The 15,576-nt window shown below is 63.8% G+C and carries 16 protein-coding genes; 9 read left to right on the top strand and 7 right to left on the bottom strand.

Annotated elements, in window-relative coordinates; all coding sequences use genetic code 11:
• The first annotated feature begins 164 nt into the window (after positions 1-164).
• Positions 165-677 (top strand): DinB family protein, encoded by a 513-nt coding sequence (locus CTR53_RS02285; RefSeq protein WP_290809084.1) that lies wholly within the window; start codon positions 165-167, stop codon positions 675-677.
• Here CTR53_RS02285 and CTR53_RS02280 read toward each other — a convergent pair.
• The 3 genes from CTR53_RS02280 to CTR53_RS02270 are packed head-to-tail and all read right to left on the bottom strand — an operon-like array spanning position 658 to position 2,958.
• Positions 658-1,152, bottom strand: a complete 495-nt coding sequence (locus tag CTR53_RS02280; RefSeq protein WP_290809082.1) for a PAS domain-containing protein — start codon at positions 1,150-1,152, stop codon at positions 658-660. The genes CTR53_RS02285 and CTR53_RS02280 overlap by 20 nt on opposite strands.
• Entirely contained in the window at positions 1,149-1,688 is a 540-nt protein-coding gene (locus tag CTR53_RS02275) for a PAS domain-containing protein (RefSeq protein WP_290809079.1), read from the bottom strand. The genes CTR53_RS02280 and CTR53_RS02275 overlap by 4 nt, the downstream gene beginning before the upstream one ends.
• A gap of 16 nt (positions 1,689-1,704) precedes the next feature.
• Positions 1,705-2,958 carry a threonine synthase gene (locus CTR53_RS02270; protein WP_290809077.1) on the bottom strand — a complete coding sequence of 418 codons (1,254 nt, stop codon included), beginning with the start codon at positions 2,956-2,958 and terminating at the stop codon, positions 1,705-1,707.
• 379 nt (positions 2,959-3,337) lie between these two features.
• Here CTR53_RS02270 and CTR53_RS02265 point away from each other — a divergent pair, with 379 nt between their 5' ends.
• Positions 3,338-3,700: a GFA family protein gene (locus CTR53_RS02265; protein ID WP_290809075.1), complete on the top strand. Its 363-nt coding sequence runs from the start codon at positions 3,338-3,340 to the stop codon at positions 3,698-3,700.
• A 336-nt stretch (positions 3,701-4,036) separates the two neighbouring features.
• Here CTR53_RS02265 and CTR53_RS02260 read toward each other — a convergent pair whose 3' ends face one another.
• The 3 genes from CTR53_RS02260 to CTR53_RS02250 form a co-directional block, all read right to left on the bottom strand.
• Positions 4,037-4,336: a YkgJ family cysteine cluster protein gene (locus tag CTR53_RS02260; protein WP_290809073.1), complete on the bottom strand. Its 300-nt coding sequence runs from the start codon at positions 4,334-4,336 to the stop codon at positions 4,037-4,039.
• 42 nt (positions 4,337-4,378) lie between these two features.
• Complete coding sequence (locus CTR53_RS02255) at positions 4,379-4,852, bottom strand: FkbM family methyltransferase (protein WP_290809071.1); 474 nt, start codon at positions 4,850-4,852, stop codon at positions 4,379-4,381.
• Positions 4,853-5,493: 641 nt separating this feature from the next.
• On the bottom strand, positions 5,494-5,703 hold the full coding sequence (locus tag CTR53_RS02250; protein ID WP_290809069.1) for a cold-shock protein: 210 nt from the start codon (positions 5,701-5,703) through the stop codon (positions 5,494-5,496).
• Positions 5,704-5,965: 262 nt separating this feature from the next.
• On the opposite strand from CTR53_RS02250, the gene CTR53_RS02245 reads away from it, so the two are divergent.
• From CTR53_RS02245 to CTR53_RS02235, 3 genes are all read left to right on the top strand, one after another.
• Positions 5,966-6,487 carry a mismatch-specific DNA-glycosylase gene (locus CTR53_RS02245; RefSeq protein WP_290809067.1) on the top strand — a complete coding sequence of 174 codons (522 nt, stop codon included), beginning with the start codon at positions 5,966-5,968 and terminating at the stop codon, positions 6,485-6,487.
• A gap of 53 nt (positions 6,488-6,540) precedes the next feature.
• Entirely contained in the window at positions 6,541-7,551 is a 1,011-nt protein-coding gene (locus tag CTR53_RS02240; RefSeq protein ID WP_290809065.1) for a dienelactone hydrolase family protein, read from the top strand.
• 67 nt (positions 7,552-7,618) lie between these two features.
• The gene (locus tag CTR53_RS02235) at positions 7,619-7,972 is read left to right on the top strand and encodes a hypothetical protein (RefSeq protein WP_290809063.1); all 354 of its coding nucleotides are present in this window, start codon (positions 7,619-7,621) and stop codon (positions 7,970-7,972) included.
• Positions 7,973-8,054: 82 nt separating this feature from the next.
• Here CTR53_RS02235 and mutS read toward each other — a convergent pair whose 3' ends face one another.
• Positions 8,055-10,670 carry a DNA mismatch repair protein MutS gene (gene mutS / locus CTR53_RS02230; RefSeq protein WP_367158931.1) on the bottom strand — a complete coding sequence of 872 codons (2,616 nt, stop codon included), beginning with the start codon at positions 10,668-10,670 and terminating at the stop codon, positions 8,055-8,057.
• A gap of 199 nt (positions 10,671-10,869) precedes the next feature.
• Here mutS and CTR53_RS02225 point away from each other — a divergent pair, with 199 nt between their 5' ends.
• From CTR53_RS02225 to CTR53_RS02210, 4 genes are all read left to right on the top strand, one after another.
• Positions 10,870-13,146, top strand: coding sequence for an NADP-dependent malic enzyme (locus tag CTR53_RS02225; RefSeq protein ID WP_290809059.1), 2,277 nt, complete (start codon positions 10,870-10,872; stop codon positions 13,144-13,146).
• A gap of 194 nt (positions 13,147-13,340) precedes the next feature.
• Positions 13,341-14,147 (top strand): hypothetical protein, encoded by an 807-nt coding sequence (locus CTR53_RS02220; protein ID WP_290809057.1) that lies wholly within the window; start codon positions 13,341-13,343, stop codon positions 14,145-14,147.
• 164 nt (positions 14,148-14,311) lie between these two features.
• Complete coding sequence (locus CTR53_RS02215; protein ID WP_290809214.1) at positions 14,312-14,644, top strand: ABC transporter substrate-binding protein; 333 nt, start codon at positions 14,312-14,314, stop codon at positions 14,642-14,644.
• A 50-nt stretch (positions 14,645-14,694) separates the two neighbouring features.
• On the top strand, positions 14,695-15,465 hold the full coding sequence (locus CTR53_RS02210) for an ABC transporter substrate-binding protein (protein ID WP_367158930.1): 771 nt from the start codon (positions 14,695-14,697) through the stop codon (positions 15,463-15,465).
• Positions 15,466-15,576 lie beyond the last annotated feature (111 nt).

The following is a 15,576-nucleotide window of genomic DNA, read 5'->3' as shown; positions in this document are numbered from 1 at the left end:
GATTTTCTTTGCTCCCTCTCCCGCTTGCGGGAGAGGCGCACGGGCTGCGAAAGCTCCAGTGGAACTTTCGCAGCCCGTGCGGGGTGAGGGTCTTGAAAACCCCTCCATTGCAGCGGGACAATTCCGCGCTTCATCCACTATGCGGGTGCGCCTAGACTGCGGCCATGCCCCAAACCATACTCACCGACCATGTTCGCCGCTTCGGCCGCTATAACCGCTGGGCCAACCAACGCATCTACGACGCCTGCGCGCAGCTGGCGCCCGCCGATTATCATGCGCAGCGCCCGAGCTTCTTCGGCTCGATCCATGCCACGCTGAACCACCTGCTGGTCGGCGACAGCATCTGGCTCGGCCGCTTCACCGGCAACGTGCCGGCGCATCTGACCCGGCTCGACATGATCCTGCACGCAGATCTTTCCAGCCTGCGCGTCGCCCGCGCCGCCAAGGACGAGGAGATCGTCGCCTTCTGCGATCAGCTCGACGACGCGAAGCTGAACGACACGTTCTCTTACGCCAACATGGCGGGCCAGTGCTTCACCGATCCGCTGTTTCCGCCGCTGATGCATTTTTTCAACCACCAGACGCATCACCGCGGCCAGGTGCATGGCCTTTTGTCCCATGCCGGCGTCAGCCCGCCGGAACTCGACCTGATCTATTTCATGCGCCAGCCGGCGTGAACAGCTGCGCGATCAGGATCGTGCTGACCGCATCGGTATGTTCGGCCAGCGGCAGCAGCAGGAATTCGATGCGGAACGGATGGCCCTCGATGACGCGGTCGGCGCGGGCATGGATCGGCCGCCGCGATTTCACCACCAGATCGCAGGCCCGCATCGCCTGCACGGCGAACTCGGCTTCCGGATGCTGGTCCATATAGGTGCCGGAGGGATCGACCTTGAGCGCCTCGACGAAATGCCGGCCGGCGCTCCGATAGCGGTAGCGGCAATGATCGCCCTCGCAGTCCTCGACATCGACCACCAGCAGCATGCCATCGAGATAGCCGAAACGCGCGGGGTCGAGGAATTCGCGGCCCGGCAGCAGGCTGCCATGCGTGGCTTGGCGCCAGTCGCGATACAGCCGGTTCAGCCGTAAGGTCTGCAATTCCTCGTCGCCGGACAGGAGCGTGAAGTTGCTGCCGCTGCTGGTGAAGCTCATGCCACCTCCTGCGGGCTGCCGCCGCCATAGGGCAGGCGCGGCGCATCGGGTGGATAAAGCTGCGCGATCAGCAGCCGGTCGATGCTGCCGCCGGCATTGGCCAGCGGCAGCAGCAGATATTCGAGCGGATAGCGCTTGTCGAAGATCACGCGCTGCGCGGTGATATGCACCGGCTGGCCGGTTTCGGCTGCCAGGCGGCAGGCGGGCGGACCGTCCCGCGCCACTTCCGGATCGGGATGCTCGTCCATCCACAGGCCGGTGACGTCGCGGCCGACCCGCGCCACCAGATCGCTGCCGATCAGCCGGTAATGGAACCGCATCGAATCCTGCACGCCGCGCACGACGCCGATCACCAGCAGATAGCCGAGCAGGTAGCGCAGCCTGTGCGGGTCGATGAAATCATATCCGGGCAGGCCGGCCGGGATGGCGGCCAGCCATTCGTCATGCAGGCGGCGCAGCAGCGGATGCGAAAGCCGGTCGACGGAATCGAGCTGCGCGTAGCGCACATTTCTGATTCCGTCGGCCGGTGCTGCCATGGTCAGTCCGCCATGATCAGAGTTTCGCGTAGTCGATCGCGCCGTGGCGGTCGAGCGGCGCGCCGCCATCGGCCATCGGATATTTCAGTCCCGCCGCGCAGTTCCACAGCACCACGCGGTCGCTCTTCTTCACGCGACCATCAGCCAGCGACTGTTTCCAGGCCGCATAGGTGGCAGCACCCTCGGGGCACATCAGGAAGCCTTCTTCCCGGGCCACTTCATCTAATGCCGCGGTAATAGCTGAGTCCTCCACAGCCATGGCGAAACCGCTGGAATTGCGCACGGCATCCAGGATGAGGAAGTCGCCGATCGCAGCCGGCACGCGGATGCCGGCGGCCACCGTATGCGCGTTCTCCCACAGCTTGGCATGGCGCTCGTTGCCCTCGAAGGCGCGCACAATGGGGGCGCAGCCGGCGGCCTGCACCGCGATCATCTTCGGGCGCTTTTTGCCGATGAAGCCGATGGCCTCCAGTTCCTCGAAGGCCTTCCACATGCCAATGAGACCCGTGCCGCCGCCGGTGGGATAAAAAATCGCATCGGGCAGTTCCCAGCCGAGCTGTTCGGCCAGTTCCAGACCCATCGTCTTCTTGCCTTCGATACGATACGGCTCCTTCAGGGTGGAGGTATCGAACCAGCCGGCGGCTTCCTTGCCGGCGCCGACGAGTTTGCCGCAGTCGTTGATCAGGCCGTTGACCTTGTAGAGCCGCGCGCCCTGCAGCGCGATCTCGTTCATGTTCACCTGCGGCGTGTCGTCGGGGCAGAACACCACCGTCTCGATGCCGGCGCGGCTCGCGTAAGCCGCCAGTGCGGCACCGGCATTGCCGTTGGTCGGCATCGCCATCTTCGTCACGCCGAGTTCCTTGGCCATGCAGACGGCCAGCGCCAGCCCGCGCGCCTTGAACGACCCGGTCGGCAGCCGGCCCTCGTCCTTGACGATGATCTCACCGGTCGCACCATGCTGCTTCGCCAGACGCGGCAGCGTGATCAGCGGCGTCATCACCTCACCGAGCGAGACGACGTTCTCGGTCTTGCGCACCGGCAGCAGCTCGCGATAGCGCCACCAGTTCGGCGCCCGCGCCGCGATCTTGTCTTTCGTCAGCGTCTTCTTCACGCCCTCAAGGTCGTAGCGCACCAGAATGGGAAAGCCCTTGGGCGAAAGATTGTGCAGCCGGTCGGCCGGCAGCCGTTCGCCGGTCATGCCGCATTCGAGATGGGTGACGAAAGTGGGGGTCTCGGGGATCGTTTCCGGGATCGACTGCTGGGCGCTCATGCGGGACGGACTCTCATGCTGACGGGCGGGACGGACGGACACCCCAGCCTAGACCAGGCGGCGGGCCGGGCGGGAGGGTGATCGTCGCGCTTCGTGGAGGTTCGTTTTGGTTCGTCGCGCTTCGTTGGTGTTCGTTGGCGTTCGTTTCGGTTCGTTTGATGCTCGTTTCGCTTCGTTCGGCGTCGTGGGTGTTCGCTGGAGCATAAGCCGGCTTAACGCGGCATATCGAATACAATAGTGTTCAAACGGCTTTTGATCTTGCAATATAGGAACATATATAGTACATATTGATGGAAATAGCAAGCCGATGGTTGCCACCTGACCGGCAAGGCCGTATATAACCTTTAGGTTAATCAGCTTATCCAGCGGGAGAGAGATCATGAGCGAGAAGCGGACCTATCAGGGCGGCTGCCATTGCGGCGCGGTGCGCTATTCGGTGGTGACCGACCTCAATCCGCCGGTGATCTCCTGCAACTGCTCGATCTGCTCCAGGAAGGGCTCGCTGCTCTGCTTCGTGCCGGCTGACGATTTCAAGCTGCAGGCCGGCAAGGATGCGGTGAGCGATTACCAGTTCAACACGCACAACATCCATCACCTGTTCTGCAAGACCTGCGGCATCCACTCCTTCGGTACCGGCACCGCGCCGACCGGCGACCGCATGGTGGCGATCAACGTGCGCTGCCTGGACGGTTTCGATGTGGATGCCGTCACGCCGGTGAAATTCGACGGCAAGAGCTTGTAGGCGGGGCGGGCGTTTCAAGAAAAACCGTCATGCCCGGCCTTGTGCCGGGCATCCATCTGCCCCATCCCGCATGCCATGACCGTCATCCTCGGGACAAGCCCGCGGATGACGGTCTTTATTTTTCGTGCGCGTCTTGCCGATGCAAAACAGAAGCCGTCATCCCCGCGAAAGCGGGGATCCAGTTTTTTTACAAGCCTGGGTTCCCGCTTTCGCGGGAACGACGAGGTTTTATTATCGAATGCCACCCACACACAAATCACCCCCCTCGGGCCTGTCCCGAGGGTCTCATGCAGGTGGCGCAGGTCCTCGGGTCAAGCCCGGGGACGACGATTAAGGTTAAACCGGAAACCCGAACCGCTTCCTTGCCGTCAGGCATTCCGCGTCGCCGGGCTGGCAGTCGCGGCACACGATCGGCCGCACCTCATAGACACGACAGGCGACATGCGCGCCGAGCCTGCCGTCGAGCGCCGTGCAGCGGTCGTCGACACTGCGCATGCAGCCATTCTCATCGTCGACGAAGTCTGCGGGAATGCGCGCGATCTCTTCCTCGGATTCCAGCGAGAAGCGCGGCCAGAAGCGCGAATAGGCGCAGCAGGCACCGCAGCTCTGGCAGTCGAATAGTGCGCTGGTCTCCATGATGCGGAACCCTAGGCCGCGGCCAGTCTGGAGACAAGCGGGTCAGCGCCTTGCCGCTGCCTTCGCCAGCGCACGCTGCAGTTTGAGGTCGCTGGCGGCGATGAAGATGAAGTTGCTGACGAAATCGGGAAAATCGCTGCGTCGCAGGCCGGGGCGGAAACCGGCAATGTTGCGCGGATCCTGCAGCGCGAAGGCGTTGAAGGCGGTCAGGTCGCGCAACTGGTCGTGATAGAGGTAATAGCCGGCATAGCCGAGCGGCCGAAGCATCGCGTCGATCCCGGCCAGTGCGCCAGGCGCAATATTCTCCTCTGTCTCGATCAGCAGATTCGGCTTGTAGCGCGCGATGGTCTGCTGCGCACCGCGCAGCACGGCCAGTTCATGACCTTCGACGTCGATCTTGATGCAGCCGACGTTGCCGGCATAGACATCGTCCAGCCGCACCAGGCGCACCGGCTGCGTGGTGCAGGCCGGATGCAGCTGCGGCATGTCGGCCTGCAGGCTGGACAGGCCATACACGGCCGTGTCGCCATAGAGCGGCGTATAGAGCGTGCCGGTNNCGCCGCATCAGATGCGTGTACATGCCTTCGTTGGCGCCGATATCGATGGCGTCGCGCAGGGGATGGCAGAGCAGCGGCACCAGCCGTAATTCCGGCTCGCCGTATTTCAGGTAATAGCGGGTGAACTTGAGGTCCTGCAGCGCGGGCGGCAATTGCGCCAGTGCCCAGCGGCGCAGGCGGCGCCAGCCGGCGGACCAGACCGATGGCGGTGGCGTGCCCGTATGGTTGCGGGCAATCGCAAGCGTGGAGTTCTGCATTGCTGCGCTCCCCTCACTGCGGATGACCTATTGGGGATGGCCTCACTGGGGATAGCCTACTGGGGATGGCTCGGTTACGGATGGCGCAAGGATAGGCCTGCCGCCCGCATCGGCCCGTGGCCACGGCGTGACTGCACGCGGCCAAGCTGGGCTCACCGGCTGACGTTCCAGCCGGCGGCCGCAGCGCATCCGGCCGCCGCGCCACAGGACGCGGCAGGCCGGAGCGCGCGGGCGCGGCATTGTCTTCGACCCCGAAGCGGGCCTGTCGCGCGTTGCGGCGCAACAGCCCCCGCGTTCCGGTAGGCGAAGATGACCGCGCCCTGGACTGAACCTGGTCAGTCGATCAGGCGGCCTGCACGGTGCGCACGGCAACCTTGCCCGAGCGGGCGTCGTTCTCGGTGTCGAACGACACCTTCTGGCCTTCCGACAGGCCGCTCATGCCGGCGCGTTCCAGCGCGCTGGCATGCACGAACACGTCCTTGCCGCCGTCATCCGGCTGAATGAAACCGAAGCCCTTTGTGGAATTGTAGAATTTGACGATACCCGTTTGCATGGGAATATCCTTTGGTTTTGATGCACAAAAGGATGCGCGTCGCAGCATGGCCGCGACCCGCACCCGGTTTTCGATTTTTTTGGAGAGAAAGTCAGAATATGCGCCTGGCAAAGCCGAGGCGGACAGCCAGAAGGTCCGGCCAAAAAATGTCGATGCGCGGACCCTAGACTTTTAATGCGGCCAATACAAGGCGAATGTTTTTCAGCAGACTATGCAGGATGTTTCCGGGGATTCACCGCCATAAACAGCGTTTGAGCATTGCATGGCCGACCATACCTACATCATTCCAGATCTGCTGCAGGCCGGCCTGAAGCTGGTGTTCTGCGGCTCGGCGCTGGGCGTGGCGTCTGCGCAGGCGAAAGCCTATTACGCCAAACCGGGCAACAAATTCTGGCCGGTGCTGCATGACGTCGGCCTGACGCCGCGCCGCTTCGCGCCGACGGAATATCCTGCGCTGCTCGACCTCGGCATCGGGCTGACCGACCTCAACAAGACGCAGTCCGGCAATGACGACGTGCTGTCGGCCGCGCATGACGATGTCGCCGGACTGGCCGCCAAGATCGAGCACTACCGCCCGGCGATCCTCGCCTTTACCGCCAAGCGCCCGGCGCAGGTGTTTTTGAACGAAAGCTTCGGCCTGAAAGGCCCGCCGGCCTATGGCCTGCAGCCGCAGCGCATCGGGCCGACCCGGCTGTTCGTGTTGCCGTCGACCTCGGGCAGCGGCGTGCGCTACTGGGATATCGCACCGTGGTTGGCGCTGAAAAGCCTGTTCGACAAATCCTGATCGCGCCTCCATCGGGCGATGTTAAACTGCACCGAACTGCACGGAGGGCCATCATGCGGAGCAGCGTTGCGGCAGGTCTGATCATATTCTGCGCGGCCGGACCGGCTGCCGCACAGCCCTTCAGCGCCGCCAGTACGGGCACGTTCACCTTCGACGCCCCGACCTATGAGCATTACGGCGCGTTCCGCAGCGGCGAGGCGCAATCGGGCCAGGCGTCGGTGACCATATGGCTGCCGTCGATGCCGTCGCCCACGGCGCGCGATGGCCGCGTGGCCGCCGTGATGATCGGACATTCCATCGGCGGCTGGAAAGACGGCTCGGAAGGCGTCTACGTCAAGCCACTGCTGAAGGCCGGCTATGCCGTGCTGGGGCTCGATCATTTCGGGCCGCGCGGCATCAAGCGCGCCGCCGACGTGCCTGGCGCGATCAGCCCGATCACGCCGGTTTCCGATGCATTGCTGGCGCTCAAGCTGGCTGCGACACATCCGGCGATCGATCCGGCCCGGATCGGCATCATGGGACTTTCTATGGGCGGCATCACCTCGGAACACTCGGCTTACGAATTCGTGCGCCGCAAGGTGCTGGGCAACAGCGATCTGAAATTCGCGGCCCATGTGCCATTCTATGCGCCCTGCGCCAATGTGTTTTCCAATGATGGCGGGCCCGTGACCACCGGCGCACCGATGCTGAAGCTTTATGGCGGCAAGGACGAAACCACCCCGCGCGAGAAATGCGAGCGGATCGATGCCATCGCACGCGCCGGCGAACCCGGCTTGCGCTGGCAGTCGCACTGGTACGCGGACGCCTATCACGCCTGGGAGAATCCGGCGGTGCGACCGGCCTTCCACCCCCATCACGTTAATGCGCGCCAATGCCCGGTGACGGATTTCGGCAGCCGCCTCCGCTTCATCGATCCCGATGGCCGCGAGCGCCCATTCAGCATCGCTGAGCTGCAGTCCTGCCTCAAAGCGAGCCGCGGGTATTCCATGGGCTACAGCCCCGAGGCTGCCGCGGATGCCCCAAAGCGCATGCTGGCGTTTTTCGCCACACATCTGAAACCATAGGCAATTCAGCCAAACTGGTGAACCAAACTGGCGCTGCGGCATTTCTTACCGAAAAGGGAGAAAAGCCATGGCCGAAGGACGTCCTGCCCTGTTCCCCACCGTGGCGCGCATCTGGCGCGGCCGGGTGAAACGCGAGCGCGCCGAGGAATACGCCAGCTACCTCTATGAACACGGCATCAGGCCGCTGGAGCAGAAGGCGCAGGGCGTGCAGCTGCTGCGCGAGGATCGCGAGACCGAGACCGAATTCATCACCATCTCATATTGGGAATCGGTGGAAGCGATGTCGCGCTTCGCCGGACCCGATCCGCGCAGGATCCATCATCTGGAGCGCGACGCGGAATTCCTGGTCGAACTGCCGCAGGGCGTGCAGGTGCTGCAGTTCCTGCACAGCCACGGCAAGATGGATAGGAATGGGGAATGAGGGAGGCGTAGATGCCCGGGACAAGCCCGGGCATGACACACATATATTTGTCATGGCCGGACTTGTTCCGGCCATCCACGTCTTAAGTCTTGATCAGCGCCTTGAGCTGATACAGCAGGTCGAGCGCCTGTTTCGGCGACAGCGCGTCGATATCGGCTTTCTTCAGCGCGCCTTCCACTTCAGACGGTGCCTGCACAACAGCGGCGGCCTTCGGTGCCGCCAGCGAGAACAGCGGCAGGTCGTCGACGATCTTGGCCGACTTGCCGGTCTGATCCGACTGCTCCAGCGCATGCAGAACGTCCGAGGCACGCGAGAGCACATCAGGCGGCAACCCGGCAAGCTTCGCCACCTGGATGCCGTAACTGCGATCCGCCGCGCCGGGTCCGACCTCGTGCAGGAAGACCAGTTCGCCCTCCCACTCCTTCACCTTCAGCGTATGGTTGCTGAGCTGCGGCAGCTTTTCCGCCAAAGCCGTGAGTTCGTGGTAATGCGTGGCGAACAGACCGCGGCAGCGGTTCTTTTCATGCAGGTATTCCACCACCGCCCAGGCAATCGACAGGCCGTCAAACGTCGCCGTGCCGCGACCGATCTCGTCGAGGATGACGAGCGCGCGTGAGCCTGACTGATGCAGGATGGCGGCAGTCTCCACCATCTCGACCATGAAAGTCGAGCGACCGCGCGCCAGATCGTCGGCCGCGCCGACGCGCGAGAATAATCTGTCGACCACGCCGAGTTCGGCCTTCATCGCCGGCACAAAGCTGCCCATCTGGGCCAGCACGGCGATCAGCGCATTCTGGCGCAGGAAGGTGGATTTACCGGCCATGTTCGGACCGGTGAGCAGCCAGAGCTTCTGGCCTTCCGACAGATCGCAGTCATTCGCGACAAACCGCTCGCCCTGGCCGGCACGCTCCAGCGCGGTTTCCACCACCGGATGGCGGCCACCGGTGATGCAGAACCGCAGACTGTCGTCGATCTGCGGCCGCACCCAGCGGCGCTGCACGGCGAGTTCGGCCAGAGCAGATGCCACGTCCAGCGCGGCCAGCGCATTGGCGGCGCGCGTGACGGCCTGCGCACAGCCCAGCACTTCGCTGCACAGCCGGTCGAAGATTTCCAGCTCCATGGCGAGCGCGCGGTCGGCCGCCTGGCTGATCTTGCTTTCCAGTTCGCCGAGTTCCGGCGTGGCATAGCGCACGGCATTCGCCATGGTCTGGCGATGGATGTAGATCGCCGTGTCCATCTTCGACATATGCGTCGGCGTGACTTCGATATAATAGCCCAGCACGTTGTTGTGCCGGATTTTCAGACCGCTGATGCCCGTGTCCTGCGCGTAGCGCTCCTGAAGCTGTGCGATATGGCGGCGGCTTTCGTCGCGCAGCACGCGCAGCTCGTCCAGCGGCGCATGATAGCCGCCGCGCACGAAGTTGCCGTCGCGCTGCAGCAGCGGCAGTTCGTCGGCCAGCGCTTCGGCCAGCGCCTGCACCAGCACGGCATGATCGCCGAGCGCATCGCGAAGACCGGCGAGTTCCGCCGGCAAGCCGCTTTCGCCGGCAAGCCGCCGGCGCAGTTCGCCGGCCTGGGTCAGGCCATCGCGTAAGGACGAGAGATCGCGCGGACCGCCGCGGCCCAATGAGACGCGCGACAGCGCACGCGACAGATCCGGCACTTTCGCCAGCGCTGCACGGATATCCGCGCGCAGCCGCGTGGTATCGACCAGCACGGCGACCGCATCATGCCGCGCGGCGATGGCCCGCGGGTCGGTCAGCGGTGCCTGCAGTCTCTGGGCAAGCAGGCGTGCGCCGGCACCGGTCAGTGTCGCATCGATACAGTCGAGCAGCGCGCCGGCGCGCTGGCCCGCGGTGGTTTCCACCAGTTCGAGGTTGCGCCGCGTGGCCGGATCGATCGCCATGACGCTGAGCGGCGGCTGCTTCACCGGCGGATCGAGCCGGGGCAGCTTGCCGCATTGCGTCAGGTCGACATAATCGAGCAGCGCCCCGGCGGCGCAGAATTCGGCGCGACTGAAGGCGCCGAAAGCATCCAGCGCCGACACGCCCAGCGCGGCCTTCAGCCGCCGTTCGCCGGCCTGGCTGTCGAAGCGCGCGGAGGGCAGCGGCGAGAGCGCCACGTCGAGCTGTTCGAAGATCACGCGCAGCTCCGGCTTGGCCAGCATGCCTTCGGGCAGCACCAGTTCGCGCGGACTGACCCGCGCCAGATCGGCGCCGAGACCGGCCTGTGTCGTCTCGGTCAGGCCGAATTCGCCGGTGGAAAGATCAAGCCAGGCGAGTGCGAGCTGGCCGTCGCTGCCTCCGCTTTGTGCAAGTGCAGCAAGGTAATTGTTGCGGCGCGCATCGAGCAGGCTGTCTTCGGTGATGGTGCCGGGCGTCACCACACGGACGACATCCCGCTTCACCACCGTCTTGGAGCCGCGCTTCTTCGCTTCTGCGGGATCTTCGACCTGTTCGCAGACGCCCACCTTGAAACCCTGGCGGATCAGGCGGGAGAGATAGGCGTCGGCGGCGTGGAACGGTACGCCGCAGAGCGGAACCGGCTGGCCGTCATACTCGCCGCGCTTGGTCAGCGCGATATCCAGCGCCCGGGCCGCCTTGACCGCGTCCTCGAAGAAAAGCTCGTAGAAATCGCCCATCCGGAAGAACAGCAGGCAGTCGGGATAAGCCGCCTTGATGCCCAGATACTGAGCCATCAGGGGGGAGGTACCGGGCGGTAAATTGAGTTCGGGTTTGTTCATGCCGGCGAGGATTAAGGCGCGACTCGGATGTGAAATCGGGAAGGCCGCAGACATACCACAGGCGACGGCCCTTTTAACCCCTCCGGCCTTGGCCTTATGATGCGGACGGGAGCGAAATTCCTCGCGCATCAAAACCGGAAAACCGCAGAGAAAAATGAGCGACTCGAAAAGCCCGTCCCTCTACGACGACGCCCTCGAATTCCACAAGATGGGCCAGCCCGGCAAGCTGGAAGTGGTGCCGACCAAACCGATGGCGACCACCCGCGACCTCAGCCTGGCCTACAGCCCCGGTGTCGCCGCGCCCTGCCTGGAAATCCAGAAGAATCCCGACACCGCTTACGACTATACCTCGCGCGGCAACATGGTGGCGGTGATCTCGAACGGCACGGCGGTGCTCGGCCTAGGGAATCTCGGCGCGCTCGCCGGCAAGCCGGTGATGGAAGGCAAGGCGGTGCTGTTCAAGCGCTTCGCCGATGTGGACTGCGTCGATCTTGAGGTCGATACCGAGAATGTCGACGAATTCGTCAATTGCGTGCGTTATCTCGGGCCCACGTTCGGCGGCATCAACCTGGAAGACATCAAGGCGCCGGAATGCTTCGTGATCGAGCAGCGCCTGCGCGAACTGATGGACATTCCGATCTTCCATGACGACCAGCATGGCACGGCCATCATCGCCGCCGCCGGCATGATCAATGCGCTGCAGCTGACCGGCCGCGACATCAAGGATGCCAGAATGGTGGTGAACGGCGCGGGCGCCGCCGGCATCGCCTGCACCGAACTGATGAAGGCGATGGGGATGCGGCATGACAATGTCATCCTCTGCGACACCAAGGGCGTGGTCTATCAGGGCCGCACCGATGGCATGAACCAGTGGAAGTCGGCGCATGCCGTGAAAACCGATGCGCGCACGCTGGAAGACGCCATGAGGGGCGCCGATGTGTTCTTCGGCCTGTCGGCCAAGGGCGCGGTGACGCCGGACATGCTGCGCTCGATGGCAGCCAACCCGATCGTCTTCGCGATGGCCAATCCGGATCCGGAAATCACCCCGGAAGACGCGCTGGCCACACGCGGCGACGTGATCATGGCCACCGGCCGTTCGGATTACCCGAACCAGGTCAACAACGTGCTGGGCTTCCCCTACATCTTCCGCGGCGCGCTGGACGTCCGCGCCAGCACGATCAACGACGAGATGAAGATCGCCGCCGCCGAGGCGATTGCCATGCTGGCGCGCCAGGACGTGCCCGATGAAGTGGCGGCCGCCTATAAAGGCGACCGGCCGAAATACGGTCCGGGCTATATCATCCCCTCGCCCTTCGATCCGCGCCTGATCGTCGACGTGCCGCTGGCCGTTGCCAAGGCCGCGGTGAAATCCGGCGTGGCACGCAAGCCGATCACCGACTGGGCGGCCTATGCCGCCAGGCTGCGGGCGCGGCTCAACCCCACCGTCGGTTCGCTGCAGATCTTCTTCGACCAGGTGGTGCAGAATCCGCGGCGCGTCGTCTTCGCCGAGGGCGAGGAAGAAACCGTCATTCGCGCTGCATTGGAGTTCAGGGCGGCGGGTTACGGCACGCCGATCCTGATCGGCCGCAGCGAGCGGATCGAAGCCACCATGAAGGCGATTGGCCTGGCCAGCCTGGACGGCTGCGAGATCCACAATGCCCGCATCAGCGAGCATAACGCGGAATATACCGACTTCGTCTACCGGCGGCACCAGCGCCGCGGCCTGCTGCATCGCGATGCGCAGCGCTATGTCAATCTCGACCGCAATGTCTTCGGTGCCTGCATGGTGGCGCGCGGCCATGCCGACGCGATGATCACCGGGGTAACCCGCACCTACTCGGTCTCCTACGACGGCATCCGCATGGCGATCGATGCCCAGCGCGGCCAGCGCGTGATGGGCCTCAGCATCATCGTCGCCAAGGGACGGACTGTTTTTGTCGCCGATACCTCGGTGACCGAAACGCCGACGGCGAACGATCTCTGCCAGATCGCCATCCATGCCGCGCGCGCCGCGCGTCAGCTCGGCGCCGAACCGCGCGTGGCGCTGCTGTCGCATTCCAATTTCGGCAACGCGCCGGGCGGTGTGGTGGAAACCGTGCGCCAGGCGGTGATGGAACTCGATGCACTCGAGTCCGGCGGCCACAAGGTCGATTTCGAATATGACGGCGAGCTGAATGCCCGCGTCGCGCTGGATGCCGAGCTGATGAAGCTCTATCCCTTCTGCCGCCTGTCGGGTCCGGCCAATGTGCTGATCATGCCGGGGCTTCACTCGGCACTGCTGTCGACGCAGCTGATGCAGGATCTCGGCGGCGGCACCGTGATCGGTCCGCTGCTGATCGGCCTGGAAAAGCCGGTGCAGATCGCACAGATGGGCGCCAGCGTCAGCGACATCGTCAATCTGGCGGCCTTGGCTGCTTACAACGCCCGCTGATCAACGACCATGTGTCATGGCCGGGCTTGTCCCGGCCATCCACGTCTTAAATTCCGCAAGCGGTCGACCCTTGAAGTGGTCGGCCGCTTTTTCTCCGGCAATCCCCATAAAAGCAAGGCGTGGATGGCCGGGACAAGCCCGGCCATGACAGTTTAGGATTAGTCATACGCCATTCCGTGATACAGAAGGACCCCATGAGCACCGCTCCGACCCACGCCGATACGCTGCGCGTCACCTTCAACCACATGGCGCAGCAGCATCCCGAGCTGCTCGGCATCGCCATTGCACATGCCCGGCGCAACCTGTCGGAACGGATCCGGCTGCAGTATGGCAACACCATCGGCCATGGACCCTTCAAAGGACTTAAGCTGGTCGAGGACGCCCATTGGGGTTCGGCCGATCTTGGCGGCATGATCCTCGGACTCTACGAGCAGGAAATCCTCAGTCAGCTGACCGGGCTGGACCGCAAGCGCCGCACCTTCATCGATCTCGGCGCGGCCGACGGCTATTACGGCCTCGGCGTGCTGGTCGGCGAGCTGTTCGAGAAATCCTACTGTTTCGAGATCACCGAGAAGGGCCGCGAGGTGATTGCACGCAACACGGCGCTAAACGGCCTGCAGGACCGCGTCACCGTCCTGGGCGAGGCGAAGCCGGATTTCTTCCGGGAGATTGCCGCGGCGGATCTGGAAGATGCGCTGCTGCTGATTGATATCGAGGGCGCCGAATTCGATATCGTCACTGCTGAGACTTTCCAGGCTTTTGCGAAATCCACCGTGATCATCGAGATCCATGAATGGTATCCCGATATCCAGCAGAAGATCGAACGCCTGCTGCAGCAGGCGGCGCCGACACATACCGCGCTGCGCTTCGTCACCGGTGCCCGCGACCTGTCGCCCTTCGCCGAGCTGAAGATCATCAACGACAACGAGCGGTGGCTGCTCTGCTCCGAAGGTCGCCCTTACCTGATGTCGTGGTTCCGGTTCGATCCGCGCGGGGCTTAAGTTGCCCCACCCCACGGCGTCATGGCCGGACTTGTTCCGGCCATGACAATGTGAGAAATCGCCGCTCTGGGTTGAGCGTGTACTGACGGTATTCTTCCGCGCTGCATCTTGTAACACGACAGGTTTTTCTTACCTTGCGCCCAGCCTCGCTTTCACTGGAGTGCATGATGCGTATTCTCGCTTTTGCCGCTGTGCTTTTCGCCGCTGCCGCTGCTCATCTTTCTCCGGCTTTGGCGCAAGTCCCCGTGCGTATCGCCTTCATCGATCCGCTGTCAGGCCCGGCCGCCGCCGTCACCGAGAATGCGCTGAACCATCTGCGTGTCATGGGCGAGCGCCTGAACGGCAGGGAGGCGCACTACGAGATCACCGGCTTCGACAACAAGCTGAATGCGCAGGAGGCCATCATCCAGGCACAGAAGGCGATCGATGCCGGCATTCGCATTTTCATTGCCGGAAATTCGTCCGCTGCCGCCGGCGCGCTGAACGAATTCNNCTGACCAACGACAAATGCAGCCCGGCGCATTTCCGCTTCGATGCCCATGCCGACATGAAGATGCTGGCGCTGGTGAAATTCATCGCCACGCAGCCGCAGATCAAGCGCGTCTACCTGATCAACCAGGATTACTCCTTCGGCCAGGCGGTGCGTGCCGCAGCGCTGGGCATGCTGAAGCAGCATCGCCCCGATATCGAGATCGTCGGCGACGAGCTGCATCCGCTCGCCAAGGTCAACGATTTTTCGCCATACGTGGCGAAGATCAAGGCCAGCGGAGCAGATAGTGTCATCACGGGAAACTGGGGCAATGACCTCGCGCTGCTGCTCAGATCAGCGGCCGACGCCAACCTGCAGGCCGGCTGGTATACCTATTACGCCAGCGGCATCGGCAGTCCGACGGCGGTGCGCCAGACCGGGCTTGCCCATAAAGTGTTTGCGGTGATCGAAGGGCATTCCAACATGCAGATGCGTGACAGCCTGGATGCCGACTATCGCGCGCGTTTCGGCGGCAGCTTCAACGTGCCGCGCGCCCGCCTGCTGATGGACATGCTGCATGATGCCGTGGTGAAGACCAAAAGTGCCGAGCCGAAGGCGCTGGCGGCGGCGCTGAGCGGTGCGACACGCGCCACGATGTATGGCAGTACGGCGACCATGCGTGCGAGCGACCATCAGGTGCTGCAGGATTTGTATGTCGTTTCCTTCGGGCCGCTGGAAAGCGGCATGAAGTTCGACGAAGAGAAGACCGGCTGGGGCTGGAAGACGGCCGGCGTGGTCAAGGCAGCCGACACCGCACTGCCGACGACGTGCAAGATGGCGGCGTTTTAAGAGCCCTCGCAGTACCTCTCAATTGTCATGCCCGGCCTTGTGCCGGGCATCCACGTCTTTGCATGCCACAGAATCAAGGCGTGGATGGCCGGGACAAGCCCGGCCATGACA

The organism is Ferrovibrio sp. (assembly GCF_002796975.1).
Lineage (GTDB): Bacteria > Pseudomonadota > Alphaproteobacteria > Ferrovibrionales > Ferrovibrionaceae > Ferrovibrio.
The sequence above is the reverse complement of the archived record's forward strand: the minus strand, read 5'-3'. Positions and strand labels throughout refer to the sequence as shown.